The organism is Kitasatospora sp. CB01950 (assembly GCF_001905465.1).
Lineage (GTDB): Bacteria > Actinomycetota > Actinomycetes > Streptomycetales > Streptomycetaceae > Kitasatospora.
The window spans coordinates 176,144-201,261 of the sequence record NZ_LISX01000014.1 but is presented as its reverse complement, the minus strand read 5'-3'; the positions used below and the strand labels follow the sequence as shown (position 1 = coordinate 201,261).

At 72.2% G+C, this 25,118-nt stretch carries 24 protein-coding genes and 3 pseudogenes; 13 read left to right on the top strand and 14 right to left on the bottom strand.

Annotated elements, in window-relative coordinates:
- Positions 1-102: 102 nt before the first annotated feature.
- From AMK19_RS28515 to AMK19_RS28500, 5 genes and pseudogenes are all read left to right on the top strand, one after another.
- Positions 103-1,239 carry a hypothetical protein gene (locus AMK19_RS28515; protein WP_143200442.1) on the top strand — a complete coding sequence of 379 codons (1,137 nt, stop codon included), beginning with the start codon at positions 103-105 and terminating at the stop codon, positions 1,237-1,239.
- 34 nt (positions 1,240-1,273) lie between these two features.
- Positions 1,274-3,107: pseudogene (locus AMK19_RS28510) on the top strand (DUF4357 domain-containing protein).
- Positions 3,029-3,559: pseudogene (locus AMK19_RS38510) on the top strand (McrC family protein); the annotation flags it as partial. The pseudogenes AMK19_RS28510 and AMK19_RS38510, both read left to right, overlap by 79 nt.
- 73 nt (positions 3,560-3,632) lie before the next feature.
- Positions 3,633-3,899 carry a hypothetical protein gene (locus AMK19_RS38505; RefSeq protein WP_143200441.1) on the top strand — a complete coding sequence of 89 codons (267 nt, stop codon included), beginning with the start codon at positions 3,633-3,635 and terminating at the stop codon, positions 3,897-3,899.
- Positions 3,900-4,104: 205 nt separating this feature from the next.
- Complete coding sequence (locus AMK19_RS28500) at positions 4,105-4,746, top strand: dihydrofolate reductase family protein (protein ID WP_073816742.1); 642 nt, start codon at positions 4,105-4,107, stop codon at positions 4,744-4,746.
- A gap of 439 nt (positions 4,747-5,185) precedes the next feature.
- On the opposite strand, the gene AMK19_RS28495 is transcribed toward AMK19_RS28500, so the two are convergent.
- The 5 genes from AMK19_RS28495 to AMK19_RS28475 all read right to left on the bottom strand — a co-directional run bounded on the left by AMK19_RS28495 (position 5,186) and on the right by AMK19_RS28475 (position 9,999).
- Positions 5,186-6,244, bottom strand: a complete 1,059-nt coding sequence (locus AMK19_RS28495; RefSeq protein ID WP_083647450.1) for a sodium:calcium antiporter — start codon at positions 6,242-6,244, stop codon at positions 5,186-5,188.
- Positions 6,245-6,581: 337 nt separating this feature from the next.
- Positions 6,582-7,694, bottom strand: coding sequence for an ArsO family NAD(P)H-dependent flavin-containing monooxygenase (locus tag AMK19_RS28490; RefSeq protein WP_073816738.1), 1,113 nt, complete (start codon positions 7,692-7,694; stop codon positions 6,582-6,584).
- A 119-nt stretch (positions 7,695-7,813) separates the two neighbouring features.
- Positions 7,814-8,923 carry an ACR3 family arsenite efflux transporter gene (arsB, locus tag AMK19_RS28485; protein ID WP_073816927.1) on the bottom strand — a complete coding sequence of 370 codons (1,110 nt, stop codon included), beginning with the start codon at positions 8,921-8,923 and terminating at the stop codon, positions 7,814-7,816.
- Positions 8,914-9,246 carry an ArsR/SmtB family transcription factor gene (locus tag AMK19_RS28480; protein ID WP_241844634.1) on the bottom strand — a complete coding sequence of 111 codons (333 nt, stop codon included), beginning with the start codon at positions 9,244-9,246 and terminating at the stop codon, positions 8,914-8,916. The genes arsB and AMK19_RS28480 overlap by 10 nt, the downstream gene beginning before the upstream one ends.
- A 114-nt stretch (positions 9,247-9,360) precedes the next feature.
- Positions 9,361-9,999, bottom strand: a complete 639-nt coding sequence (locus AMK19_RS28475; protein ID WP_083647449.1) for a class I SAM-dependent methyltransferase — start codon at positions 9,997-9,999, stop codon at positions 9,361-9,363.
- Between the two features lie 380 nt (positions 10,000-10,379).
- Between AMK19_RS28475 and AMK19_RS28470 the strand changes: the two genes are divergently transcribed.
- Positions 10,380-10,790, top strand: coding sequence for an arsenate reductase ArsC (locus AMK19_RS28470; RefSeq protein ID WP_073816732.1), 411 nt, complete (start codon positions 10,380-10,382; stop codon positions 10,788-10,790).
- Between the two features lie 19 nt (positions 10,791-10,809).
- On the opposite strand, the gene AMK19_RS28465 is transcribed toward AMK19_RS28470, so the two are convergent.
- Both AMK19_RS28465 and AMK19_RS28460 read right to left on the bottom strand, forming a co-directional pair.
- Complete coding sequence (locus AMK19_RS28465) at positions 10,810-11,754, bottom strand: CU044_5270 family protein (protein ID WP_073816728.1); 945 nt, start codon at positions 11,752-11,754, stop codon at positions 10,810-10,812.
- Complete coding sequence (locus tag AMK19_RS28460; protein WP_073816725.1) at positions 11,741-12,280, bottom strand: RNA polymerase sigma factor; 540 nt, start codon at positions 12,278-12,280, stop codon at positions 11,741-11,743. The genes AMK19_RS28465 and AMK19_RS28460 overlap by 14 nt, the downstream gene beginning before the upstream one ends.
- Before the next feature lie 243 nt (positions 12,281-12,523).
- Between AMK19_RS28460 and AMK19_RS28455 the strand changes: the two genes are divergently transcribed.
- Entirely contained in the window at positions 12,524-13,063 is a 540-nt protein-coding gene (locus tag AMK19_RS28455) for an SRPBCC family protein (RefSeq protein ID WP_073816722.1), read from the top strand.
- Between the two features lie 32 nt (positions 13,064-13,095).
- On the opposite strand, the gene AMK19_RS28450 is transcribed toward AMK19_RS28455, so the two are convergent.
- Both AMK19_RS28450 and AMK19_RS28445 read right to left on the bottom strand, forming a co-directional pair.
- Positions 13,096-13,719: a hypothetical protein gene (locus AMK19_RS28450; protein WP_143200439.1), complete on the bottom strand. Its 624-nt coding sequence runs from the start codon at positions 13,717-13,719 to the stop codon at positions 13,096-13,098.
- On the bottom strand, positions 13,716-14,246 hold the full coding sequence (locus AMK19_RS28445) for a sigma factor-like helix-turn-helix DNA-binding protein (RefSeq protein WP_073816719.1): 531 nt from the start codon (positions 14,244-14,246) through the stop codon (positions 13,716-13,718). The genes AMK19_RS28450 and AMK19_RS28445 overlap by 4 nt, the downstream gene beginning before the upstream one ends.
- Before the next feature lie 460 nt (positions 14,247-14,706).
- Between AMK19_RS28445 and AMK19_RS28440 the strand changes: the two genes are divergently transcribed.
- Positions 14,707-15,531 (top strand): SAM-dependent methyltransferase, encoded by an 825-nt coding sequence (locus AMK19_RS28440; protein WP_073816716.1) that lies wholly within the window; start codon positions 14,707-14,709, stop codon positions 15,529-15,531.
- On the opposite strand, the gene AMK19_RS28435 is transcribed toward AMK19_RS28440, so the two are convergent.
- Positions 15,425-16,750 (bottom strand): hypothetical protein, encoded by a 1,326-nt coding sequence (locus AMK19_RS28435; protein WP_143200438.1) that lies wholly within the window; start codon positions 16,748-16,750, stop codon positions 15,425-15,427. The genes AMK19_RS28440 and AMK19_RS28435 overlap by 107 nt on opposite strands.
- A 151-nt stretch (positions 16,751-16,901) precedes the next feature.
- Positions 16,902-17,314 (bottom strand): annotated as a pseudogene (locus AMK19_RS37650) (DNA-binding response regulator); the annotation flags it as partial.
- Between the two features lie 145 nt (positions 17,315-17,459).
- On the opposite strand from AMK19_RS37650, the gene AMK19_RS36205 reads away from it, so the two are divergent.
- The 3 genes from AMK19_RS36205 (at position 17,460) to AMK19_RS28425 (ending at position 19,956) form a co-directional block, all read left to right on the top strand.
- The gene (locus AMK19_RS36205; protein ID WP_158071959.1) at positions 17,460-17,612 is read left to right on the top strand and encodes a hypothetical protein; all 153 of its coding nucleotides are present in this window, start codon (positions 17,460-17,462) and stop codon (positions 17,610-17,612) included.
- A 218-nt stretch (positions 17,613-17,830) separates the two neighbouring features.
- Positions 17,831-18,346: a DinB family protein gene (locus AMK19_RS28430; RefSeq protein ID WP_073816708.1), complete on the top strand. Its 516-nt coding sequence runs from the start codon at positions 17,831-17,833 to the stop codon at positions 18,344-18,346.
- A gap of 44 nt (positions 18,347-18,390) precedes the next feature.
- Positions 18,391-19,956 carry a PP2C family protein-serine/threonine phosphatase gene (locus AMK19_RS28425; protein ID WP_083647444.1) on the top strand — a complete coding sequence of 522 codons (1,566 nt, stop codon included), beginning with the start codon at positions 18,391-18,393 and terminating at the stop codon, positions 19,954-19,956.
- A gap of 28 nt (positions 19,957-19,984) precedes the next feature.
- Here the strand turns inward: AMK19_RS28425 and sigJ are convergent, their stop codons facing one another.
- Positions 19,985-20,860, bottom strand: a complete 876-nt coding sequence (gene sigJ, locus AMK19_RS28420) for an RNA polymerase sigma factor SigJ (RefSeq protein ID WP_073816918.1) — start codon at positions 20,858-20,860, stop codon at positions 19,985-19,987.
- 288 nt (positions 20,861-21,148) lie between these two features.
- On the opposite strand from sigJ, the gene AMK19_RS28415 reads away from it, so the two are divergent.
- On the top strand, positions 21,149-22,273 hold the full coding sequence (locus AMK19_RS28415; protein ID WP_073816704.1) for an LUD domain-containing protein: 1,125 nt from the start codon (positions 21,149-21,151) through the stop codon (positions 22,271-22,273).
- Positions 22,274-22,280: 7 nt separating this feature from the next.
- Here AMK19_RS28415 and AMK19_RS28410 read toward each other — a convergent pair whose 3' ends face one another.
- Together AMK19_RS28410 and AMK19_RS28405 are read right to left on the bottom strand one after the other, a co-directional pair.
- Positions 22,281-22,880: an O-methyltransferase gene (locus tag AMK19_RS28410; RefSeq protein ID WP_073816701.1), complete on the bottom strand. Its 600-nt coding sequence runs from the start codon at positions 22,878-22,880 to the stop codon at positions 22,281-22,283.
- A 92-nt stretch (positions 22,881-22,972) separates the two neighbouring features.
- Positions 22,973-23,500, bottom strand: coding sequence for a hypothetical protein (locus tag AMK19_RS28405; RefSeq protein ID WP_143200437.1), 528 nt, complete (start codon positions 23,498-23,500; stop codon positions 22,973-22,975).
- Positions 23,501-23,965: 465 nt separating this feature from the next.
- On the opposite strand from AMK19_RS28405, the gene AMK19_RS28400 reads away from it, so the two are divergent.
- Positions 23,966-24,697: an MIP family channel protein gene (locus AMK19_RS28400; RefSeq protein ID WP_073816694.1), complete on the top strand. Its 732-nt coding sequence runs from the start codon at positions 23,966-23,968 to the stop codon at positions 24,695-24,697.
- The last annotated feature ends 421 nt before the right edge of the window (positions 24,698-25,118 follow it).

The window sequence follows — 25,118 nt, the reverse complement described above, 5'->3', positions numbered from 1 at the left end:
CGGTGGGTGGCGATAGCATCCACCTCGCAGGAGCAAATACTGACGCACAGCCAGGAATGCGGGGTCACAGTGGACTTCCCTTCGAGTGACATGCTTGCGGCGATGGGGAATCTGCTCGTGTACGAGGCGCTCGGTGAGAGGTTCCGCACGAGGCATCCTGATCTCGCAGGGCGTCTTCAGGTACCGCACTCGCACCCGTTGCACCTGTCGGTGCCGCTGACTGGTGGCCAATCCGTAGTCCTTGCCCAGCTGCGTTTCGCCAAGCCGCACGACTACACGCCAGTCTGGGCCATCGCAGGGCCGAAGATCTCCGAGCCTCCCCGCATCTGGTACAGCACCACGGGCATGGACGTCCTCGTGGACGCTCTCCACGCCAGGGCCGTCGCCGAGCTTGAACGCGACGAAGAGCAGACCCCCTGGAAGTGGGACGAGCCCGCAGCCGGCGAGATCGTGGCACTCGCGGACGATCTGGCAGCCCGCGGGGCGGACGTGCTCGTGGCCGTGGCGCAGAACAGGTGTCGCGCGGTGGAAGCCGAGCGAGGTGCGAAGGCTGAGTATTTCGAGCGCGACCAGGGGGACTTCGTCGTCGTTCAGGGCCTGGGGTGCTTGGTCAGGGTGTCCCGCAAGCCGTTGTCGGGGTGGAGTGCCAGTGTTCGGGCCGACGGTGGCGGGGTCTGGCAACGGCTCGACCTGGGTGATCTCCTGTTCGGTGAGCCGTCCGTCGTCCCGGGTGTGGAGTCCGACCACGTCGATCGGGCGACGCTCGCAGGACTCGTTGCGGATCTGGCCCGTCTTTCCCGTGTGCCCACCGCGGAGGACCGGGCCCTCGGCCGGGACGGCCTGCCCGCGCACCGATCACAGGCGGTTCTGATCGAAAGCGCAGCACGGGAACTGGCCCGGATGGGATTCGCGGATGTCGTAACGGACGTCACGTGCAGTCGACTTGAGTCGAAGACCTTCCACATCGAGTGGTGGAATCGATCCAAGAGTATGGGCCTGGGGGACGTGCAGCGCCTGTACGGCGCAGCCGCTGTGGAGGGCCGACGCCTGCTGGTGCTGTCGGACAGCTCTGCCACGAAACCCGCTTGTACCTTCGCGGACCAGGCGAAGGCCTTCGTGTTCACGGTGGATCCCGAGGGCCGCCGTCTGCACTCCTGCAACGACCTTGCGAGGGAAGTCGTCCTCGACGAGTCGAGCTGGAGCCCGGCCCGAGGCCTGCTGGACGGCCTGCTGAGGTAAGGGAACGGCGAGCGGGTCCCCGGGGATCACCGCGATGCGACCGCTCGGAAGTCGTCCGACCTCAGGTGTACGCGGGGCGCCGGCCCGGGGAAGCGTGGTGCCATCCTTCTCGGTACGGAATGTGTCCTCGAACCGCCTTCGGACACAGCTGGTCGACGACGGGAGGTTGCGGCCCTCCGACCGCTGGCCCGGGCACCTCGAACTGGTCGAGGACGTGGAATGCGGCTCGCCGTCCGCTGCTGCCGAGATCCTGATGGGCCGCGCGGCCAACGGTTGGACGCGGTGGCGGACGGAGGACAACCGGCCGTTGTCGGAATTCATGTCGGGCGTCTGGGCCGGGCCCAACCGTGCCTGGCTGGTCCGCGGGTCCAACGTCGCGGGCCTCGATCTCGTCCAGCGACTCTGGCGTCCCGAAGGGCGGGTCACCCTCGCCGCGTCCCGGTTGCGGCAGGGCGTCGGGCAGGGCACGAGCAAGGAGCAGTTGAGCGCGTTCGTCCGGGAGGACTACGAGTCCACGGCGACGTACAGCCAGAAGCAGGATCTCGTCGAGGAGTTGCACGCCTTCCTCTCCCGGATCAAGCCCGGCGACACCGTGTGCACCATCTCCGGCGGGTTGCTGTACGTCGGCGAGGTGACCGGGCCGGTGGAACAGACGTCCTCGGAGGACGGGCGGTCCAACCTGCGGCGGCCGGTGGACTGGCAGAGCGAGGGGTTCTCTTATTCGGACCTGCCCGAGGAGCTCCAGCAGAAGCTCTCGGTTCAGCACGATGTCGTGGATCTCACCTCCGTGCAGGCCTTGATCAAGGGATTCGGGCTGAGCGACCAGGAGTTGGAGGAGGAAGCCGAGGCCATAGAGCGTGATCCCAGTGCGGAGATCCTCGTGGCGAGGCGCGAACTCGCCCTGCCCGAGCCCACCCCCGAAACTCGCCGAGGACCTGCTCGTCCACGAGGCGGAGTGGCTCCAGGACGTCCGAGACCTCCTCTGGGACGAGCGCCAGTTGGTGTTCTACGGGCCGCCGGGAACGGGCAAGACGTACCTCGCACAGAAGCTCGCGGAGTTCCTGGGCGGCGGCCCCGAGCAGGTCAAGCTGGTCCAGTTCCATCCCTCCTGCGCCTACGAGGACTTCTTCGAGGGCTTCCGTCCCAAGGAGGACCCGGAGTCCCGCGAGGTCGCTTTCCGCCTCACCGCCGGCCCGCTGCGCGAACTCGCCGACCTCGCCTCCCGCGAGGGCAACCGGCACGTTCCCCACTTCCTGATCATCGATGAGATCAACCGGGCCAACCTGGCGAAGGTCTTCGGTGAGCTGTACTTCCTCCTGGAGTACCGCAACAAGGCCGTCCGGCTCACGTACTCCGGCGACGACTTCGCCCTCCCGCCGAACCTGTTCATCATCGGCACCATGAATACCGCCGACCGTTCCATCGCCCTGGCCGACGCGGCGATGCGGCGCCGGTTCGCGTTCGTCGAGCTGTCGCCGCGGACGGAGCCGACCAGCGGTCTGCTACGACGTTGGCTCGCGGCGCAAGAGCGTGACAGCGAGCCGGCTGACCTACTGGACGCCCTGAACGCCCGGATCGACGACGCGGACTTCCGGATCGGCCCCTCGTACCTGATGAAGCCGGGCGTCTACCGCGTCGGCGGTCTGGACCGCACCTGGCGGACCAAGATCCTCCCCTTGCTGGAGGAGCACCACTACGGCGAGGGTACAGCCTCGACCCGCGCGGCTGGAGGGACGGGGACGTCGAGATCGGCGACCACGACGAACTCCTGCCGGCTCTCGCCCACGCAGTGGAGCGTCAGTTGGACCGGGCGCTGCGCCAAGGCCTCCTCCAGGGCTACCGCACGGTCGAGGACAGCGCCCTTGTAGTCCGAGGCCGGATCCGCGAGGCCGAGCAGATACGCCGTCGGTTCGACGCCGCCCTGCCCGTGGAGATCGCGTACGACGACTTCACCACCGACATCGCGGAGAACCGCATCCTGCGGGCCGCGGCCGAGCGCCTGCTCCGCCTGCCCGGCGTGCCCCAGGACGTGCGCCGCCGCCTGCTTCACCAGCGGGTACGCCTCGCGGAGGTCTCCCCGTTGATACGTGGTCAGGCGCTCCCCGCCTGGCAGGCCAGCCGCCTCAACGCCCGCTACCAGCACGCGCTCCACCTGGCCCGCGTGGTCCTCGACGGATCGTCACCCGAGCACACGGCCGGTGAACTGCGCATCGACGGATTCCTGTTCAACATGAACAAGCTCTTCGAGGACTTCGTGACGGTCGCCCTGCGCGAGGCGTTCCGGGGCACGGACCGCACCTGCCGGTTCCAGGACCCGCACCACCTCGACGAGGCCGGGGAGATCCGGATGAAGCCCGACTTCGTCCTACGGCCCGGAGGGCGGACCACAGGCCGTGGCCGACGCCAAGTACAAGGCCGAGAAGCCCGGTGGCTACCCCGACGGCGACCTCTACCAGACGCTGGCCTACTGCACGGCCCTCGGCCTGCGGGAGGGCCATCTTGTGTACGCCAAGGGCAACGCCCCGCACGCCGACCACCGAGTGCGGCACGCGGGCATCGTCATCCACCAGCACGCGCTGGACCTCGACCGGGAGCCGGCCGGTCTGCTCGGTGAAATCCGTTCCCTGGCCAGGCGGATGACCCCAGGTGCGGCGGCGTGATCACGATCGGAACGGATGTCGTGGGGGTAGGGAGTCGGCCGGTGCCACAGCTCGCGTTCGCGAACAGTTCGTGAGAGAGCTACGACGTCCTGGAGAAGCCCGTCAAGGCAGCGAGGCGGGTGTCGGCGTGGCGCTGAGCTTTCCGGTCCCGCCGGGTCTACATCTCGACGAGGGCGACCAGAACCTCTCACCGGGAGCGCAGACCATGGGCCTGATCCACATCGAACTGTTCGCCACCCTCGACCTCGTCGGGCAGTCGCCGGGCGGTCCCGACGAGGACCCGTCGGGATTCCCGTTCGGCGGCTGGCAGGCGCCCCTGATCGACGACGTCACCGGGGCGCAGATCAGCGCCGCGTACGAGGGCACCGACGCCCTCCTGCTCGGCCGGCGCACCTACGACATCTTCGCCGCCTACTGGCCGCACCAGAGCAACGGCGAGATTGCCGAACTCTTCAACAGCGTCCCGAAGTACGTGGCCTCCCGTGGCACGCCCGACCTCCCCTGGGCCGGATCCACTCGACTCGGAGCGGACCTGGCCCGGGAGGTACGCGAGATCCGCGACCGGCACCAGCACGTGAAGGTCGTCGGAAGCCTGGACCTGGTGCAGACCCTCCTGCGTGAGAAGCTCTTCGACCGCCTCGACCTGTGGGTGCACCCGATCGTCCTCGGCGTCGGCAAGAAGGTGTTCGACGGCGGCGCGGTGCCCACCAACCTCACCCTCCTGGGCCCGCCCGTGGCCGCTCCCGCAGGCACTGTGTACCTGCGCTACGCACTCGCCGACGGCACCCCGCGTACCGGCGACATGAGCGCGCCCGACCACGGACTCGCCCACGACGACACGCACTGACCCCGCAGGGTCGGCCGGAACCGAGTGGGGCCGGACGTCGGCAGGGGACGGCCGCGAGCCGGCACTCGACAACCCACCACCACTCCAGCGGCCGGCGCTGTCCCGGGCGGGGGCCCGGTTATGGGGTTGGGGCCGGTGGGGCGGGGTGTAGGGGTGGGTGTCGAAGTCGATGAGGACCGGTTTTGGTTCGGAGGCGACGTCGAGCCACACCCCGTCGGGTTCGCTTGCCTGCACGGGTAGTTCGGGCCTCCGTTGGGTGTTCTCGGTCGGTGCCGGGCTGGTCGGTGCGGGCGCGGCCGTCGTGTTCGTCAGCCGCAGGTGCCACGCCAGGCACGACTGACCTGCCTGAACCACCTCGACGGGCCGGTGCGGCGTACGCACCGGCCCGTTCGGCATGTCATGACGGGGGAGGGGAGGGGGCAGGCAGGGTCGAGGTCGGTCAGGCGAGGAGGGGGATCAGGCCGATGGCGAAGACGGCGTAGAAGCCGGCGGCGACGGCCAGGCGGGCGGGGGTGAGGCGGTGGGCGCGCATGGTCAGCAGGAGGTAGACGATCGCGGCCATGGTGATCAGGCCCGCCCAGATCAGCGGGCCGTCGAAGTGCCAGCTGGTGAACAGCAGGCCGATGCCGCTCGGGACGGTCGCCTGGATCATCATCGCGCCGGAGATGTTGGCCAGCGCGAGCTTCACCTTGCCCTGGCGGACCCAGATGATCGCGTTCATGATCTCGGGCAGCTCGGTGGCGATCGGCGACAGCAGCAGCGCGGTGACGGTCGCGGACAGGCCGAGCATCGGGCCGATCACGTCGAGCTGGGCGACGAAGTAGTGTGCGGCGAAGAAGATCACCACGAGGGTGGCCAGGGTCTGGACGACGACCGCCCAGGTGTCGGGCGAGGCCTTCTTCGGCTGGAGCTTCAGCGCCTCCAACTCCTCCTCGTCCTCGCCCTCGTCCCCGGCTGCCGCGTCCTCGCGGCTGGAGCGGATCTCGCGCCAGAAGTAGGCGGCGTACGCGGCGAAGAACAGCACGCCGAGCGCGGGCTTGAAGGCGAACGCGACCAGGCCGAGCGAGACCTTGACGAAGAAGATCGGCAGGAACCAGCTCTGGTCCTTGGCCAGGTGCTTCATCTCCGCCTCGGTGCCCAGCGCCTCCAGGGGCGCCGGCACCGCGGCCGCGGCGACCGCGGAGGCGGCGCGGTCACGGCGGCGCTTGATCAGCAGCGCCGCGCCGGTGACGCCGTAGGCGACGGTGGCCAGCGCGAGGGGGCCGCCCATCGCGGCGCCGACCGCGAGGTTCTTCGCCTCGGCGGTGCCGCCGGTGGTCGCGGCGACCAGGGTGACCACCGACTCGGGCAGCGCCGTACCGAACGCGGCCAGGATCGTGCCGACCGCCATCTTCCCCACGTTGAGGCGCTCACCCAGCCACTCCACCGCGTTGACGAACCACTCGCACGAGAGGTAGATCGCCACCGCGCACACGATGAGCAGAACGAAATGAATCACGAAACTCGTCAGGCCTTCCCGCACCGGCGGGAACCCGAGAGGCGAGCGGCACGGGGCAGCACGACTTCGGCCCGCCGACGCGCAACAGTCGTCGACAATGGGCCGAAGGTCTCGCCCGCCCACCACCATCACCGACGGCGGGCCCGGCCACCGGGAACCCGGCAGCGGGTTCCAGCATGTCGACGACCGGTTCGCGGGGCTACTCCCCTTCGCAGCCGCACATGCTACCCGACGCCGATCGTCGGTGACTTTTCGCGGCCACCGGCCCGGCGTCGGCCGTAGCCGCACCGCCCGGGCGGGCCATCGGGGTCGTCGCCGGGACACGACGGCACGGGACTCAGCCGAGGAGTGTCCGGATCTGCTCGACGGCGACTCGGGCGGTGCGGCCGACGCCGATGAGGGTGGCGGAGGCGGGGCCGGTCCAATTGCCGTAGCCGAGCAGGTGGATGCGGGGGTCTTCGAGGGCGCGGGTGCCGTCGGTGGGGATGCGTCCGCGGTGCCGGTGCAGGCCGAGGGGGCGGGTGGCGGCCAGGTCGGGGCGGAAGCCCGTGCACCAGATGATCGTGTCGCAGTCCCAGGTGCTGCCGTCCGCCCAGACCGGTCCGGTGGGGGACAGGCGGTCGAACATCGGGTGTGCGGTGAGCAGTCCGCTGTCGCGGGCGGCGCGGACGGGTGCGGTGGCGACGATGTCGCCGAGCGAGGCGACGCCGGTGTGGGTCTCCCCGGCGGCGTGGGCGCGGACCTGGTGGGTGGCGAGTTCGAAGAGCGCGCGTCCGTCGACGGAGTCCGGCAGGAAGTGCGGCGGGCGGCGGGTGACCCAGCGGGTCTCGGCGGTGGCGGTGAGGTCGGCGGCGGTGAGGTCGGCGGCGGTGAGGTCGGCGGCGGTGAGGTCGGCGGCGATCTGCGCGCCCGAGTTGCCGCCGCCGACCACGACGACGCGCTGCCCGGCGAAGTCCGCTGCTCTGCGGTAGCCGGCGGTGTGGAGCTGGTGGCCGGTGAACAGTTCGCGTCCGGGGACGGCGGGGACGAAGGGGCGCTGCCACGAACCGGTGGCGAAGACCACCGCCTGTGCGTGCCAGGCGCCGGTGTCGGCAGAGGTGCGGACGGTCAGGTGGTCGGGGGAGCGTTCGACGCCAGTCACGTGCACCGGTCGGTGGACGGGCAGTTGGTAGCGCTCCTCGTAGGCGGCGAGGTAGGCGGCCACGTGCCGGGCGTCCGGGTACGGCGCGCCGCTCTGGTGCGGCATCGGCCGGCCCGGGAGGGAGGAGTACTCGGCGGGGGAGAACAGGCGCAGGCTGTCCCAGTAGTGCTGCCATGCGCCGCCGGGCGCGCGTGCGGCGTCGAGGATCGCGAAGTCGAGTCCGGCGCGGCGCAGGTAGTAGCCGGCGGCGAGTCCGGCCTGGCCGCCGCCGATCACGACGACCTGCCGGTGCTGTTCGGCGGCGGTCATCGCCCGCCCCCGGTCCGTCGGAGTGGGCGGGCAAGGCGGGTGACGGCCCGGACCCGCAGTCGGCAATCACCGACAGCGGGCCCGGGCCGATGCGCCGAGGAGTCCGGGCAGGCCATCGCTTACTGCCCAACCGCCGGGGTGTTTTTGGCGGTGAACTTCCTGCGCCAGGCGAGGGAGACATAGACCAGGGCGATCAGGACGGGGACCTCGATGAGCGGGCCGACGACGCCGGACAGGGCCTGGCCGGAGGTGACGCCGAAGGTGGCGATGGCCACCGCGATGGCGAGTTCGAAGTTGTTGCCGGCGGCGGTGAAGGCGAGCGTGGCGGTGCGGTCGTAGGCGAGGCCGAGACCCTTGCCGAGCGCGAAGGTGCCGAACCACATGATCGCGAAGTAGGCGAGCAGCGGAAGGGCGATCCGGGCCACGTCCAGCGGCTGCGAGGTGATCGTCCTCCCCTGGAGGGCGAACAGGATCACGATCGTGAACAGCAGGCCGTAGAGCGCCCAGGGGCCGATCTTCGGCAGGAAGTTCGACTCGTAGCGTTCGCGGCCGAGCTTCTTCTCACCGAGGCGGCGGGTCAGGAACCCGGCGAGCAGCGGGATTCCGAGAAAGATCAACACATTGACGACGATCTTCGCGACGGAGAAGTGCAGGCCGTCCTGATGCAGGCCCAGCCAGCCGGGCAGGACGTCGAGGTAGAACCAGCCCAGCACGCCGAACATGACGACCTGGAAGACCGAGTTGAGGGCGACCAGGACGGCGGCGGCCTCGCGGTCGCCGCAGGCCAGGTCGTTCCAGATGATCACCATGGCGATGCAGCGGGCCAGGCCGACGATGATCAGGCCGGTGCGGTATTCGGGCAGGTCGGGCAGGAAGATCCAGGCCAGGGCGAACATCACGGCCGGGCCGAGCACCCAGTTGATCACCAGGGAGGAGGCCATCAGCTTCCGGTCGCCGGTGACGGTGTGCAGGCGGTCGTAGCGGACCTTCGCGAGCACCGGGTACATCATGACCAGCAGGCCGAGGCCGATCGGCAGCGAGACCCCGCCGACCTCGACCTTGGCGAGGGCGTCGTTCAGGCCGGGGATCAGGCGGCCGAGACCGAGTCCGAGAGCCATGGCGAGCAGGATCCACACCGCGAGGTAGCGGTCGAGGAAGGAGAGCTTGCCGACCAGCCCGGCCTCGTCCTGCTGCGAGGGGGCGGTGGTCCTGGTCGGGGTCACGGGCAGGACCTCTTGGTGTCGGCGCACGCGGTGGCGCGGGCGGTGGCGGCGAGGTCGCCGAGCAGGCCCGCGAGGGACTCCAGGGCGTCGGGTCGGAGCTTGTAGTAGGTGAAGCGGCCGCAGGGCTCGGTGTCGACCAGTCCCGCCTCGCGAAGGATCTTGAGGTGGTTGGACAGGTTGGTCTGCTTCGCGCCGGTCTCCTCGACCAGGTGGCTGGTGCACAGGGCCTCGCGGGCGAGCAGCGTGAGGATCCGCATCCTCAGCGGGTCGGCCACGGCCTTCAGCACGTCCACCGCGCCGTTCACATCACCAACTGCTGACATCACCATGCGGTGATACGTTAGTCGATGTTCGCGGCGGTTCCAAGCCTGCCGCCGAATCCCGCATCGCGGCACGCCTCAATGCGGCCGCGGCAGTCCGAGGTGCTGACCCCAGGGGCGGGGTCAGTGCTGGGCGCGGCTGAGGATCCAGACACTGTAGGCGTCGTTCGCGGGGTGCAGCTGATAGGTGCCGGCCCGCAGGTCGACGCGCAGGCCGGCGGCGGTCAGGTCCGCCTCGAACTCCGCCGGGGTGTAGGTGCGGGCGTGCGCCGGCTGGTCCTGGAGGTGGAACCCGACCAGGATCCGGCCGTTGTCGCCGAGTGCGGCGCGCATTGCGCGCAGGGCCTCGCGTTCGGTGCCCTCGGCCAGGTAGAGCATGACGTTGCCCACGCAGACGACCAGGTCGAACGGGCCGTCGTCGGGGCCGAGGTCGAGGATGTCGCGCTCCTCGATCGGCAGCCCGGGGTAGGTCTCCCGGGCCTGCCGGACCAGTGCCGCGTCGGGCTCGATCGCGACCGCGTCGTGCCCCCGCTTCAGGAGCGCGGCGGACACCCGGCCCATGCCGGCGCCGGCGTCGAGCACCCGCGCGCCGCGCGGCAGGAGCGTGTCGGCGAGCCGGGCCTCGCCGTCGACGTCCTCGCCGGCGGCGATCAGCTCGGCGAACCGCTTTCCGAAGCCTCCGCTGCTCCCCGCCTCCTGCCAGCGGGTTCGTCGCGGCGTCATCGGTGTGGGCTCTCCCTGCGGCAGTGTGGTCGCGTCCATGCCTTGAATCCTAGGGCGACGCCATCGGCGCTGGTGACGGCCCTCGCGCGGGCGGCCCCGACGGCCCCTCGCTCCCCACCTTCGGAGCGGAGCGTCCGCCGTGGCGGGAGGCGCGACGCCGCCGACCGTCCACCCCGCAGGCGGGGCTGTTGCTGCATTCGCATCACTATCGACTGACATCATCATCTGATGATACGTTTGTCGGCGTCGGCGTCGGCGTCGGCGTCGGCGTCGGCGTCGGCGGCCGCTCCGCGCAGGCTGTCGGGTGTCCGCAACGCAGTCGGTCTGCGAGCACCGCAACTGCCGCAAGGCCGCACCGCAGGATCGACCGCCCCCGCCCGGTCGTGTTGTGCCGTGCCCCGTCTCCGAGGAAGAGCGAGATGACCGCCTCCCCCGCAGCCTCCGTGCTGTTCGTCTGTGTCCACAACGCCGGCCGCTCCCAGATGGCCGCCGGATTCCTCCAGCACCTCGCGGGCGACCGCGTCGAGGTCCGTTCCGCCGGCTCGATGCCCGGCGACCGGGTCAACCCGGCGGCCGTCGCGGCGATGGCCGAGGTCGGCGTCGACATCTCCGACCAGAAGCCGAAGATCCTCACCGCCGAGGCCGTCCAGGCGTCCGACTACGTCATCACCATGGGCTGCGGCGACGCCTGCCCGTACTTCCCCGGCAAGACGTACCTCGACTGGAAGCTCGACGACCCGGCCGGCCAGGGCGTCGAAGCCGTCCGCCCGATCCGCGACGAGATCAGGGCCCTGATCGAGAACCTGATCGCCGAGATCGACGCCAAGTAGCCGGTCCCGCCGGCGCCGCTCACTTCCGGTACGCGGCCAGGTAGGCGGTGTAGCCGATCATCGACGGCACCGGGACGTTCAGCTTGCCGGCCGAGGTGGTGAGCATGGCCTCGTCTCCGAGGACCCTGCCGGTGGTCGGGTCGACGATGAAGGTGTAGCGCGTCGGCAGGCCGCTGCCGGCCGACTCGGCGGAGAACGCCTCGCCCGGCCGGCCGGCCCGGTCGACGACCGTCCCGTCGTAGCGCAGGCCGGGAATCGCGGCGATCAGCCGGAGCAGGGCCGCGCGCTGCGCCGGGTCCAGTGCCTGGGCGCGGAGCACGCTGCGGATCGCCTCGGCCGCGCCGGAGGGGTTGTCGACCGCGGGGGTGGATCGGCGGAGTGTCTCGCGCAGGGCGGCCGGGTCCGTCGGGAGGGGATCGGGGTAGAGGCCCCGGTGGAGTTGCTGGGTCCTCGGCTTCTCCCCTTCGAAGGCGCGGACGTCGGTGCCGGAGCCGTCTGCGTGCAGGACGACCTTGTGGGTCTCGGTCACGACCCGGGAGGTCGCGGTGTCGCCGTCGATCCGGGTGAACAGGTTCCACTCCCGCCACTCCAGGACGGTGTCGGGGCCGTCCGGCTCGGACAGTGTCGCCGTGTGCTGCGCGATGTCCTCGAGGAGTTGGGGCGCGGGAGTCGTCGTCGCCGGCACCTGGTAGTGCAGCGGCGGCGGGGTGGCGGCCTGGGCGTTGCCGGCGGTGCCGCCGGGAAGGAGCCCGAAGGCGAGCGCGGCCGCGGCCCCCGTCGCCAGCACGCCGAGCGGGACAAGTACCCGCCTGTGGCGCGGAGTTGGGGCGGTGGGCGGCGCGCCGCCGGCCGGGTCGGCCAGGATGCTCCGAAGGTCCCGCCGGCGTCGGGCGGGGTCCGCCACGAGGCCGGCAGCGGGGTCACTGTCGGCCAGCAGCGCCCGCACACTCTCAACCGCTCGCACGGCTCACCTCCAGGACGGTCGGGCTGACGGAATCGGCATCGGACGGCGCAGGGTCGTTGAGCGCCGCGCGAAGTCGGCGACGGGCCCGGAACAACTGCACGGAGAAGCTCGCCGGGTTGCAGTCGAGGGACTCGGCCGCCTGTCGGACGCCGAGCCCCTCCCAGGCGATCAGGGCCAGTACCTCGCGGTCGCGTTCCCCGAGGCGCGCCCATGCGGCGTACGCGCCGTCGCGCGCGGCCACCTCCTCGGCGACGTCCGGCACCGGCGTCAGGGGCTCGGCCTCCCACCGGGCGGCCAGCCGTTCGGCGCGGCCCTGCCCGCGGAGGTGGTTGGCCACGACGTTGCGGGCCACCCCGTACAGCCACGGCAGCGGCTCGGCCGGCACCTCCGGCCAGCGCCGCCACGCCACGACGAACACCTCGGCCGCCAGGTCGTCCGCGCTGTCGGCGCCCGCCCGGCGGCGGGCGTAGCGCAGCACCGCCGTGTGGTGCTCGTCGTACAGTGCGCTGAACCTCTCAGCACTCAACGATCTCCCCCGTCCTCGGCCTTCACCCTGTCTGTGTCCGGGACCCCGGTGGTTCTTGCGTCGGGGGTGGGGGGAATCGGGCGGCGGGCAGTCGAGCGGCCTGTCCGGCGTCGCGCGCAGTTGCCGTGGCTACTCGGCGGCAGACCCCAACTCCCGGCGTTTCGTAGGGACATGACACCCTGATGGGGAACAAGGGCCCGGTGCGAGCCGGGCCGATCGGCACGACACAGGAACGAGGCGACAGTGCGACTCTCCGACGAGTTCGGCGTGGTGGTCGAGGCGACGATCCCGGCCCCGCCGCAGCGGGTGTGGGACCTGGTGGCGGACATCTCCACCTCTCCCCGGTTCAGCCCGGAACTCCAGCGCACCGAGTGGCTCGACGGCGCCGAGGGGCCCGCCGTGGGCGCCCACTTCGCCGGACACAACGCCCGCCCGGACGGCACCAAGTGGCAGACCGTCAACCGGATCATCGAGTTCACGCCGCTGGAGCGGTTCGCCTGGGAGGTCCTGCCGGACACCGCCACCGCCGAGGGCGACGCGTTCGCGCGCTGGCACTACGAGGTGACGGCGGACGGCGAGGGCACCCGGGTGCGGCACAGCATGCGGATGGGCAACCTGCGCACGCCGCTGCACCGCTTCGTGGAGCAGAACCCGGAGCAGGAGGAGGCGCTCGTCGACGCCCGGCTCGCGGTCCTGCGCGAGGGCATGGAGGCGGTGCTGAAGGGCATTGCCGCCGACGCTGCTGCGGTCGACTCCGACGCTGCCGGTGCCGCCCGCGCCTGACCCGCGGTCCCGCCGGCCCCCCGGGGCGGGGGTCAGCGGTGGGGCTCCTCGGCGGCGGTGCGGAGGTGGTGGACGACGTCCGGGCTCCAGTGCGGGATCTCGGGCCAGTCGCCGTTGTCGTCCTCCACGGGCAGTGACTTGAGGACGGCGGCCAGCCGCGGCGGGAGCCGCGGCGGCAGGCCCTGCTTGCAGAGGGCCAGTATCTCCGCGCGGACGCTGTGCGGCACCAGTGGGCGGTCGGGGGAGCGCAACTTCCATTCCGGCTGCGGGAGTTCGGCGAGGGACTCGGCCTGGAGGCGCCAGAAGTTCGCATCCTTGGGCTCGCCCCGCGACTGGTGCCAGAACCAGAGGCAGGACGCGGCCAGGTGGCTGCCGCCGCCGGCCGCGAACTCCCACCAGAAGCGCGCCCCCTCCTGGTAGTCGGCGAGGTGCAGCAGAACGCCCAGGACCAGCGCACCGTCCGGGCGTTCGACCTCGCTGTCGACGAGTTTGGCCAGCGAGCTCGCCGACGCCGGGTTGGCCAGAATCAGCGAGCTCAGCATGGCGAGTTCGTGCCGGGCCTGACGGTGCGCCAGCCGCAGCGGCGCCGGGGCGGCCTCGCGGTCGCGCTCCAGTGCCACGTGCGCCACGTGCGCCGCCGTGGATCTCGGACTCACACGTTCCTCCGGGCGAGCTTCTCCTTCAGGCGGTCGGTGGCGTGGCGGGCGTGCGAGCGCACCGTCACCACCGTGGAGTCCAGGTACTCGGCGACCGTCTCGTCCCGCAGGTCCAGCGCGTAGCGGAGGATGATCACGTCCTGCTGGCGTTCGGGCAGGGACAGCAGGGCCTCGTACGTGCCGTGCACGTCCGGGTCGAACTCCCTGCTCAGGCACATCCGGTGGATGGCCGTGCGGATCGCCGCCCGCCACTGGTCCTGGAGGTCGGGCGGGCTGCCGGGGGCCTTCGCGGCCAGGCCGGCCCTGGCGATCTCCTCCTTGAGGACCCGCCATGCCGACGCCGCCGGGGCCGGTTCGCGCAGCAGCATCTGCCAGTCGCCCCACAGCCAGTCGCGGACCGCGTCGACCACCGCGTGCGCCTGCTCCTCGGAGAGCCGGCAGGCCAGCGCCGCCGCGAGCCACGCCTGTTCGTGCGTCTCGCAGAACGCGTCGAAGGTCAACTGATCACGCCGCTGCGGTACCGCCAATCGGAACTCCGGGTCCACCCTCGCCCCTCCCAGCGGGAGCACTGCTGCTCCCGTACCGATCGGATCCCGGCCCGCGCCCCCTTCGCGCCAGACGCCGATGCCCTGCCTGCCCTGCCCTGCCCTGCCCTGCCCTGCCCTGGGGATTGTCACCCCCCTCACACCACCATTTCAGCGTATCGGGATCCCTGTGGTGAAAACGGAACTCCACGAACATTCGGAGCACAGAAACGGAACCGTTGCGGCCAGTAGGGGTGCCAGGTGCGACGGGACCCGGTCGGCGGGCCCCGGGAGGGGTTGGCGGCGGCCCGGACGGGCATGGAGTCCGCAGGGCGCGACCAGGCCGGCTGCACGGCCGTTCCACGGGCATGATCTGATGAGCTGCGCGCAGGGGAGCGCCACGGTGCGCCACCCCCGCGCACGGGGCAGACGAACACCGCTCGGCGACCAGGGGGGACGCGCGATGGCTGACGAGACCGCTCAGCAGACGCCGCAGATCGGCATCAACCTGAACATCCACCAGGCCCATTCGGCCCGCATGTACGACTACTACCTGGGCGGTGTGACCAACTTCCCCGCAGACCGGGAGGCCGCCGGCCGCGCGCTCGACGCCTTCCCCAACGCCCGGCTGGCCGCGCACGCGAACCGCGCCTTCATGCGCCGCGCCACCAGGGCCATCGCCGAACTCGGCATCGACCAGTTCCTCGACATCGGCACCGGCATCCCGACCTCGCCGAACCTGCACGAGGTCGCGCAGGGCGTCCACGCGGGCGCCCGCGTGGTCTACGCGGACAACGACCCGATCGTCCTCACCCACGCCGAGGCGCTGCTCGACGGCACTGCGCAGGGCCGCACCGACTACGTCCAGGGCGACATCCGCGACGCCCGGACCATCCTGGAGGCCGCCGCGCAGACCCTCGACCTGGAGCGGCCGATAGCGCTCAGCATGGTCGCGGTGCTGCACTTCATCGCCGACCGGCCGGGCCAGAACGCCGCCGACGTGGTCGACGCGTTCATCTCGCACCTCGCGCCGGGCAGCTACCTGGTGATCAGCCACTTCACCGCGGACTTCGACCCCGAGGCGACCGCCCGGATGGAGAAGGTCTACCGCAGCTCCGGCACCGACCTGCAGGCCCGCACCCGCGAGGAGGTCACCGCGCTGTTCCAGGACTGGCGGCTGCTCACCCCGGGCGTCGTCGCCAGCCCCCGGTGGAACCCGGACGCGGACGCCGCGGGCACCACCGACGCCCAGGCGGGCTGCTACGCGGGCGTCGCCCGACTCGGCTGAGCATCGCGGCCCGCGGGCGGAGCCGGTCGGCGGGGACGGGGGCGAGCCCTGGTGAAGGCCCGGGCCGGCGCGGACGCGGGGTCCGGGAGACCGCCACCGCGTTCCGCCCGGGGGCGAGCCGCAGCTGCGTCGGGGGAGGGGCCACCACGACGGTTGGGCCGAGCACGGCCGCGCCGACCGGGAGGTCCGCCGCCACCGGCACCACCGCGTACCGCACGCGGTGCCCGAACGGCACGGCGGCGTCCAGCAGTTCGGGGCGGTCGGTGCTGCCGAGCCGGACCGGACCGGCGGGACGGGATCCCGGCGGCAGGTCCGTCGCGTCCAGCCGGAACACCTGGTATCCGACCGGTGCGCCGCCCGGGCGGCGGCGGGAGAACGGACTCCACCGCAACTCGACTCCGGTGGCGGTCGGTTCGGCCCGGAGCCGGGCGGGGCCCGGCGGCTGCTCGGCGGCCTCGGCGATCCGGACCAGCTCCAGCAGGGGGCGCCGGTCGGTGCGGTCGATCCTGGCCGCGCGCAGGCAGCACCGTACCGCCGCGGCCCGCTCGCCGTGTTGGGCGTGCACTGCGGCCTCGCCCAACAGCGTGTCCCGGTCGGCGAGTTCGCTCCGGTGGTGGTGGCGTACCGCGTCCAGTACCTGGTCGCCGCTGGGCGCGTCGGGAAGTCGCGACAGCAGGGCGCCCACCTCGTCCAGGCGGCGCCCCGTCCAGGTGTCCCACAGCCCTTCGGCGGCCGTCCGGTCCACCCTCGGCCGCACCGTCGTCGCCGCGGCCAGCGCCGCCGCCTCCGCCGGATGGACGCCGAGCCGGCGCAGTGTCTCCTCGGCCGATCCGCGCTCCGCCGGCGCCAGTTCGGTCAGTTGGTAGAGCGTCAGTCGGCGCAGCCCCATCGGGTCCAGTTGCAGGGCCTGCTCGGCGCGGCGCAGCAGGGCCAGTACCGTGCGGGCCCGGGGATCGGCCGACTGCCGCCAGTCGTCGGCGAGTTCGGCGAGGTAGCCGGGGTCCGCCCGCCGCCAGCGGTGTCCGCGCGCCGGGAACCACAGGCCGTCCAGCACCCGGAACTCCGGAGGCGCGTCCAGGCGTCCGGGCGGCAGCAGTGCCCGGGCCGGGTGCGGGACCCCCAGATCGTCCAACTCGCCCTGCCAGCCCGCGAAATCCACCACGGCCGGGATCACCGGCAGCAGTGCCGGCGCGCCATGCACCAAAGCCCTCGCTGCCATCGTGGTCCCCCGCACGAAGTAAGGCCGGACAGAGCGCCGGGCCGATCGAGGGAGCCATTTGAGCAGACCCGGACAGCTTCTGTCCGCCGATCGCCGATGACGGAAGAGCCCGGAAGACACGTCGACACCGGGAGCCGCAGGGGCAGCGGCGGCGCGGCCTGACCGGGCCCGACTCGTGGGCGAGGACGGCGAGTTGGGACCGGTCGCGGGCGTGGTGCGTGGTCATCGCCCGGTTGACGCGGGTCTTCGCGGTGGGCGGGCTGCTCACCGTCCGGCCGGGCGAGGTGGCGGCCGATCGGCCGGCGGGTGATTGCCGGGGCCGGCAGCGCGTCGCCGTGCGCCGCGACCCGGACGGGGTGCAGGACGTCGTCCTCGACCGGGAACCCGGCGGCGCCCGCCCGCAGCGCGTGGAAGACGTGCTCGTCCAGGCCGTAGTCGGTGAGGACGACCGCGCGCACCCCCGCCGGGGCCGGCGGCGGCCTGTTGCCCGTCGGCGGTGTCGGCCGCCGCCTCGATGTCCTCCTCCGGATCGAGGAGCGCGCGGAACCCGCCACCGCCGAGCAGCCCGACGCCGGGCGTCGGAGCGGTGCCGGGCGATGCTGGCCGGCGACCCCTGGACGATCCGGTACACCGTCCGGCCCGCAGCGGCAGGGACGTCCGGGAGTCGGCCTTCGACGGTGAGGGTCGCGGTCGGGCCGAGGGCGTGGGCATGGTCGAGCAGGTCCGGGACGTCGTCCGGCCCGCCGCGGCGGCGGGGGTCGTCGTTGCGCAGGTCCCGGGCCGCCGCGGGCCGGCCGCCGCCCTGGTCGCGTCCCTGCTCGGCACCGTTCTGGCGCCACTGGCACTGGCCCGAGGGTGCTGATGGGACGTCGGGCTTGGTCGGCGCGCCCACTCACGGGTGGTTCTGTGGGTGGAGGGTTGACGGTTGGGGCGTGGCGGGGAGGTGCGGTCCGTGCGTCAGCGTCCGCTTGGGCGACGCGCCCACTCGGGGGTGGTTGTTGGGGCGGTGGGTTGACGGTGTCGGGGGTGAGGGTGGAAACGCGGTCGACGGGGGGTCGGGGGTGGGGCAGACTGCGCGCGATGACCGAGCGAACCGATACGCCTCCCACCTGGGACGAGCGCACACAGCTGACCACCTTCCTCGACTACGCGCGGGCCACGGCGCGGGCCAAGTGCGAGGGGATCTCCGCCGAGGACGCGCGGCGGTCGCCGCTGCCCGGCTCGCCGTTGATGACGGTGTGCGGGCTGATCAGCCACCTGCGGTGGGTGGAGAACTGGTGGCTGGAGGTGGTGTTCCTCGGCACGGAGCAGGCCGGGCCGTTGGTCGGGGCCACCGAGGAGGACCCGGACCCGGAGATGCGGACGGCCGTCGACGTGCCGCTGGAGCAGTTGCTCGCCGAGTACGAGGAACAGGCCGTCCGGTACCGGAAGTTGGTGGCCGAACACGAGCTGGATTCGAATGCCGTGCGGCCGGTGCGCGGCGGGCTGCACGTGGACCTGCGGTGGGTGCTGCTGCACCTGATCGAGGAGACCGCCCGCCACAACGGGCACCTGGACATCCTGTGCGAACTGTTGGACGGACGGACAGGCGTGTAGCGCGGGAACGCCACCCGGATGCCACGTCATGCCATGCTCGTCGTATGACCGACCGCGCAGAACTGGCCGTGCCAGGACAGGGTGTGGCCGTCGAACCGGCGTTCGCGGCGGGGCGTCGGCCGCCGACCGCGCCCGTGCAGGAGGTGCTGGACGGCCTGCCCGGCTCGGCGGTGTTCCTGCTGGCGGAGTTCGGGCCGGACGGCGAGGTCGCCGACTTCCGGATCGCGGCCGCGTCGCCCGAGGCCACCGACGGCGCGGGCCGCCGGGGAAGGGACCTCGTCGGCCTGCGCGTGCTGGAGACGTACCCGTGGGTGGTCGGCAGCGAGGTGTGGGACGGCTGCGTGGCCGCGCTGACCACCGGCGCCCGGTACGAGGGGGTGGCGCACGGAACGCTGTCCCTGCTCGCGGTGCGGGCGGCCGCGACGGGCGGAGGCGTGACGGCCTCCTGGACCCGGCCGGACGGCGGCGAACGGGACCGGTGGCGGCTGGCCGTCATGCAGCGGCTGGCACAACTCGGCTGGGCCGACTGGGACTTGGCGCGGAACACCAGTACCTGGTCGGAGCAGGTCCACGCGATCTTCGACCGGGACCGTTCGCTGGGCCCGATCGCCCTCCAGGACCTTCCCCGGCACGTCGTCCCCGAGGACGCGCCCGCGCTCGGCGAGGCGCTGCGACTCCTCGTCGAAGCCGGCCGGGCCGTCGACCAACCCTTCCGACTCCCCACGCCGGACGGGCAGTTGAGGCACGCCCGACTCGTCGCGGAACGCGGCAACGACACCTACGGCGAACCCGTCGAGGTGCACGGCTTCTTCCAGGACCGCACCGCCGTCGTCCGGGCCGAACAGCAACTCCTCGAACACGAGCGGACGGCGCTCGCCCAGCGCAGCCAACTGGCCGCCGAACGCCGCCTGGCCGCCGACCTCCAGCACGCCCTGCTGCCGCTGCCCGAACAGTCGCTGCGGCTCGCGGACCTCGCCGTGGACGTCACCTACCAGCCGCTCCAGAAGGGCCTGAACGTCGGCGGCGACTGGTACAGCGCGATCGAACTCCCGGACGGCAGCGCCCTGCTGGTGATCGGCGACGTGGCCGGCCACGGCCTGGCCGCCGTCGCCACCATGGCCCAACTGCGGTTCACCGCCAAGGGCATGGCGATCACCGGCACCCCGCTGCCGACCATCCTGGCCCGCCTCAACGCCCTGCTGCTGCACACCTCCGACCGGGGTTTCGGCACCGCCACCATGATCATGGCCCGCTACGACCCCGCCACCTCGGAGCTGAGCTGGGTCCAGGCCGGCCACCCGCCGCCGCTGCTGCTGCGCGACGGCAAACCCCGCTACCTGACCTCCCCCAACGGCATCCTGCTCGGGGCGACCACCGGCTCCGACTACGCGCAGGACACCCTGCGTCTCGAGCCCGGCGACCACCTGCTGCTCTACACCGACGGCCTGGTCGAGTCCCCCGGCGAGACCCTCGACAAGGGCCTTGCCCGCCTCGCCCGCGCCGCCACCGCCTGCACCGACCCCGCCCGCCTGCTGGACGCCGTCCAGCAGGCCCTGGTCGTCCCGCGCCCACGCCGCGACGACATCTGCGTGCTGCACATCGGCCGCTGACGGCCCGGGCCCGGCTCCTGCCGGGGCGTCAGGCCCGCGTCGTGTCGTCCTCCGTCCAGGGGCGGAGCTTCTCCGGGTTGCGGACGCCCCAGATGTGGGTGATGCGGCCGTCGACGATGCGGAAGGCGAAGACCGTGACGGTGACGCCGTCGACCTGGGCGATCAGGCCGGGCTGGCCGTTGACGGTGCGTTCCAGGAAGGTGGTGGCGGGGACGAAGCGGGTGAGGTCGAGGTAGGCGGCGACGATGCTGTCGCGGCCGCTGAGCGGTTCCAGCAGGGCGCCGACCAGGCCGCCGCCGTCGGCGATCACGGTGGCGTCCGGGTCGAGCAGGTCCATCAGGCCCTTGACGTCCTTCGCCTCCCAGGCCCGCTTGAAGTCCCGGACGATGCCCGCCTGGGTGCTCGCCGCGGTGGTGGGCGCGGGCGCGGCGCGGACCCGGCGGCGAGCGGAGGTGGCGAGTTGGCGGCAGGCCGCCGAGGAGCGGCCCAGCACCTCCGCCACCTCGGCGAACGGGTACTGGAACACGTCGTGCAGCACGAACGCGACCCGCTCCGCCGGGGTCATCGACTCCAGGACGACCAGGAACGCCATGTGCACCGACTCGTCCAGGGTGATCCGGTCCGCCGGGTCGGCGGCGGCGCCGCCCTCCTGGTGCGCGGGCAGCGGCTCCGGGATCCACGGACCGACGTAGCGCTCCCGGCGGGCCCGCGCGGAACCCAGCTGGTTGAGGCAGATCCGCCCCGCCACCGTCGTCAACCACCCGCCGGGCGACTCGATCGCGGCCCGCTGCTGCTCGGACTGCGCGTACCAGCGGGCGTACGTCTCCTGCACGATGTCCTCGGCGTCGGCCAGCGAACCCAGCAGCCGGTACGCCAGGTTGGTCAGCCGGCGGCGCTCGCCCATGATCGCGTCGTCTAGGCCGGTGTCGAGGCCGGTGTCAAGGCCGTTGCCGAGGCCGTTGCCGAGATCGTGGGTGAGGCCGTTGGTGAGGTTGTCGGTGAGGTCGTTGGTGAGGCCGTTGCCGTGGGTCTCGTTCATGCTGGGTCCGTCTCCTTGTCGGTGCGGGCGGTTCTGCTCCGTACGACCGGACAGCGGGCCGGAATGTGACGTCGCGTCCGCCGCCTCACATGTCGCGCGGTCGTCTTGTCGTACTGGCACCGGCACTGATCCGGAAGACGAACGGAGAATCCGATGACCATGTTCCAGGCGATCGCCGACCGGGTGGAGATCCAGGCGCTGCAGGCCGAGTTCACCGACGCCGCGATGATGCGCGACCGCGCCCGCCTCGCCGCGCTGTTCACCCCGGACGGGGTGCTGCGGATGCCCAACATCCCGATCGAGCTGACCGGCCCCGAGGAGATCCGGATCGGCGGCGAGAAGCTTCAGGAGCAGTGGGAGTTCTTCGTGCAGAACACCCACCCCGGCGCGATCACCGTCGCCGGCGACACCGCCACCGGCCGCGCCCACATGCACGAGATCGCCCGCCTGCGCAACGGCATGCAGGGCCTCAACTACGCCATCTACCACGACCGTTACCGCCGTACGGTGGACGGCTGGCGGTTTGCCGAGCGGGTCTACGAGCTGCGCTACCTGGACGCAAGCCCGCTCGGCGGCTCCGCTCCCGGGGCGCAGGGCGGGGCGCAGGGCGGGGCGAAGGGCGGGGAACAGGGCGGGGAACAGGGCGGGGAACAGGGCGCGAAGCGGGTCGCGACGTACACCGAGCCGGCCTCCGCGGAGCGGCTGGAGCGGGCTGCCGACGCGCTCGCCGCCCGCGGCTTCGGCGTGGAGATCCTCGCGGACCTCGACGCCGTCCGGGCCCGGGTCCGCGAACTGGTCGCCGAGGACGAGAGCGTGTACACCACGGCCAGCGAGACGCTCCGGCTGTCCGGCATCGACGAGGACCTCAACAGCGACCGCTACCCCGGGGCCGTCAAGCCGCAGGTGCTGATCATGGACCGGGAGGCCGAGGCCGACGAGATCCGGCACCTGCTCGCCACCCCCGACGTGGTCATCGGCAGCGCCGTCGCGCTCACCGAGACCGGCTCCCTGCTGGTCGCCTCCGGCAGCGGCAGCCAGCTGCCCGCGTACACCGGCGGCGCGGCCCGGGCGATCTGGATCGTCGGCGCGCAGAAGGTCGTCCCCGACCTGTCCGCCGCGATGCGCCGCCTGGAGGAGCACGCCCTCCCGCTGGAGACCGCCCGCACCGAGTCCGCGTACGGCGTGCCCAGCACCGTCAGCCAGCTGGTGGTGTTCCACGCGCCGACCCGGTTCACCGAGGGCATCGTGCTGCTGCTGCGGGAGGCCGTCGGCCACTGAGGGGCCGTCAGGGGCGGCGGGTGGCGAGGAGGGTGGCCAGGTCCGGGGCGAGCCGGACTTCGGTGGTGAGCAGCGACGGGTGGTCGTACCAGGCGGTGCGGCCGGTGTCCGGGCGGCCCAGGTGGGTCGGCGGCCAGGCGGTGAGGGGCGTCAGGTCGTCGACCACCAGGGTGCCGCCGGGCGTCAGCAGGGCGTCCGGGTCGGCGGGCGCGGACTGCTTGCCGTTGCCGCCGCCGTCCAGGACCAGCAGGTCGAACGGGCCGTGCGCGCCGATGGCCGTCCAGTCGCCGTGGACGATCTCCAGGTCGGCGACGTCGGCGAACAACTCCCGTACCGCTGCGACCCGTTCGGCCTCGCGCTCGACGCTCACCACCCGCACCCCCGGCCGTCGGCCCGCCAGCAGCCAGCCCAGGCCGACGCCGCAGCCGGTGCCCGTCTCACCGATCCGGCCTGCGGCGCCGGCGGCCAGCGCCTGGAGCAGGCGGCCGTGCTCGGGGCGGCAGGACTGGTCGAAGCCGAGGCGTTCGGCCAACTCGACCGCGCGGAGGACTGGTTGGGGGAGCGTGGCGGCGAGATCGGCGTAGGAGGCGGTTCCGGAGATCGACACGGTGGCAGCGTAGTCGGTGGGCGGCGGGGTCGTGCGGCGGCGGGGTCGGCCGGTGGCGGGGTCGTGCGGCGGCGGGGTCGGCCGGTGGCGGTTCAGCCGGCGCGACGGAGCAGGACGCCGCGACTGCCCGGGGCCGGGCGGCAGGCGGCCGCGAGATCGATCTCCTCGACCAGCAGCCAGCCCTGCTGGGTGGACAGCCAGGGCCGCAGGCACCCGTCCAGCGTGGGCGGGGCGAGCGCGACGAACAGCAGGTCAGTGGGCAGGGAGTGCAGCAACTCCAGGTCGTGGCCCGCCTTCAGGGCCTCGATCAGCAGCACCGCCCCGAAGCGGCGGCGCACCGGGGGTGGGGCGGCGAGGTCCGCCGCGCTCAGCCGGAGGCGGGTGCGGCGGCCGAACGCCGAGAGCAGACGCTGACGCAACGCCGGATCGGGTTCGGCGGCGTGCACGGTGTACCCCGCCCTGAGCAGCCGGCCGGTCAACGCCCCGTCGCGCGCCCCGAGTTCGGCCAGCGCCCCACTCCCGGGCGGCCGGTGCCGGGCCACCCAGGCAGCGGTCGCGTCGAGCCGATCGGCCTCGTAGCGAGAGCCGTCGGCATCGGGTGCCGCCAGAGTGTCGGTCACGGACATTTCCCGTCGCAGGTTCGAGGGGCGAGCTGTGAACGACCCTAGCCGCCGCCTTCGTTCGTGGTCCACACCACCAAGAGCGAAAGTTTACCGTTCACGGTCAATTCAAGGGAAGTGGTCCGGGCGAAACGATCAGTCAACTCCCGCGTCTCCCAAGTGTGCTGCACCTGGCGGGGCCGGGGGTGCGGCGTCGTTGCGGGGGGAGGATCGTGCTGCTGATCCGACGCTTCGGCGGCTGATCATCGTCCGAGCCGCCCCGTCTGTCCGTTTTACCTACGTTTTGCATTAAGCCTTGCGGTTTCGTACCGTTTCATCCGTTCGGAGTAATTCGGCAGGCGGACGCGCCGTAAACACGGCGCTCTGCCGTTCGGCCGACATGCGGTCCCTCGAACGGTCGACCATGGTTGGCCGGACGTGGGCGGCACCGGACCGCCTGCCCTGACGTCCAGGAGGAGCAGACACATGGGTGGAACGGACAGGCGGGCGGTGATCGGCGAGTTCCTCGGGACGCTGCTGCTGGTTCTGCTGGCAGTGGGCGCCGCGGTGCTCGCGGGGGACGCGATCGGCACGGTCGGCATCGCGCTGGCCTTCGGCTTCGTCCTGCTCGCGCTGGCGTACGCGCTCGGACCGATCTCCGGTTGCCACGTCAACCCGGCGGTGACGCTCGGCTTCCTGCTGGCCCGCCGGATCGACGGTCGCACCGCGGTGTCGTACTGGATCGCCCAGGTGCTCGGCGGCATCGCCGGCGCGGGGCTCGTCCTGCTGCTGGCCAAGCAGATACCCGGGCTGGAGACCCACGGCAAGCTCGGCACCAACGGCTGGGGCGAGCGCTCCCAGGTACACATCAACGCCGGCGGCGCGTTCCTGACCGAGGTCGTCCTCACCTTCCTGCTGGTCTACGTCGTCCTGGCGGTCACCCACCGCCTGGCCGCGGTCGGCTTCGACGGACTGCCGATCGGCATCGCCCTGGCCGTCGTCCACCTGGTCGGCATCCCGCTCACCGGCACCTCGGTCAACCCGGCGCGCAGCCTCGGCCCCGCCCTGTTCGCAGGCGGCGGCGCACTCTCCCAGCTCTGGCTGTTCCTGCTCGCACCCCTGGTCGGCGGCGCACTCGCAGCAGCCGTCCACCTGGTCACCCACCCGCAGCCCAACCTCCCACTCGCCCAGGCCCTGGCCACCGACGCACGGGCATAACCCCACCCCGACGGCCGACCGGCGGCCAGACCGGACGCGGCACGCCAACTCCCTTTCCCGCCGGGCTCCTTGCCGTCGGCGGGAGGTGGTGCCGGCGGGCCGTCGACCGCTTCCCGTCGGGTTTCTTGTCCCTGGCGGAGGCTGCACAGGCGGGGCGTCAACTGCCTTGCCCGCCGGACCTCTTGCCTCCGGCAGGTCGTCGACCGCCTTCCGTTGGGTCCTCTGCCTTCGGTTTGGCGGGGGTGGTGCGGCCGGGGCGTCGACTGCCTTGCCCGCCGGGCTACTTGCCTTCGGCGCGGGGCAGTGCCACCGGGCCATCAGCCGGCCCCGTCGGACCTCTTGCCCCAAGTGGAAGGCGATGGGCCACTGCCCTGGCTCACCACCCCTGGCGGGGCTGGGTGTGTCGGAGGGACCTTGGCTC

What these genes read in the sequence shown, in the direction of transcription:
- AMK19_RS28500 (WP_073816742.1), top strand. Translation starts at nt 4,105, where the DNA reads ATGGGCCTGATCCACATCGAACTGTTCGCCACCCTCGACCTCGTCGGG.
- AMK19_RS28440 (WP_073816716.1), top strand. Translation starts at nt 14,707, where the DNA reads ATGGCTGACGAGACCGCTCAGCAGACGCCGCAGATCGGCATCAACCTG.
- AMK19_RS28480 (WP_241844634.1), bottom strand. Translation starts at nt 9,246, where the DNA reads ATGGTGATGTCAGCAGTTGGTGATGTGAACGGCGCGGTGGACGTGCTG.
- AMK19_RS36205 (WP_158071959.1), top strand. Translation starts at nt 17,460, where the DNA reads ATGGTCGAGCAGGTCCGGGACGTCGTCCGGCCCGCCGCGGCGGCGGGG.
- AMK19_RS28400 (WP_073816694.1), top strand. Translation starts at nt 23,966, where the DNA reads ATGGGTGGAACGGACAGGCGGGCGGTGATCGGCGAGTTCCTCGGGACG.
- AMK19_RS28470 (WP_073816732.1), top strand. Translation starts at nt 10,380, where the DNA reads ATGACCGCCTCCCCCGCAGCCTCCGTGCTGTTCGTCTGTGTCCACAAC.
- sigJ (WP_073816918.1), bottom strand. Translation starts at nt 20,860, where the DNA reads ATGGGCGAGCGCCGCCGGCTGACCAACCTGGCGTACCGGCTGCTGGGT.
- AMK19_RS28415 (WP_073816704.1), top strand. Translation starts at nt 21,149, where the DNA reads ATGACCATGTTCCAGGCGATCGCCGACCGGGTGGAGATCCAGGCGCTG.
- AMK19_RS28430 (WP_073816708.1), top strand. Translation starts at nt 17,831, where the DNA reads ATGACCGAGCGAACCGATACGCCTCCCACCTGGGACGAGCGCACACAG.
- AMK19_RS28435 (WP_143200438.1), bottom strand. Translation starts at nt 16,750, where the DNA reads ATGGCAGCGAGGGCTTTGGTGCATGGCGCGCCGGCACTGCTGCCGGTG.
- AMK19_RS28475 (WP_083647449.1), bottom strand. Translation starts at nt 9,999, where the DNA reads ATGGACGCGACCACACTGCCGCAGGGAGAGCCCACACCGATGACGCCG.
- AMK19_RS28490 (WP_073816738.1), bottom strand. Translation starts at nt 7,694, where the DNA reads ATGACCGCCGCCGAACAGCACCGGCAGGTCGTCGTGATCGGCGGCGGC.
- AMK19_RS28515 (WP_143200442.1), top strand. Translation starts at nt 103, where the DNA reads ATGGGGAATCTGCTCGTGTACGAGGCGCTCGGTGAGAGGTTCCGCACG.
- AMK19_RS28425 (WP_083647444.1), top strand. Translation starts at nt 18,391, where the DNA reads ATGACCGACCGCGCAGAACTGGCCGTGCCAGGACAGGGTGTGGCCGTC.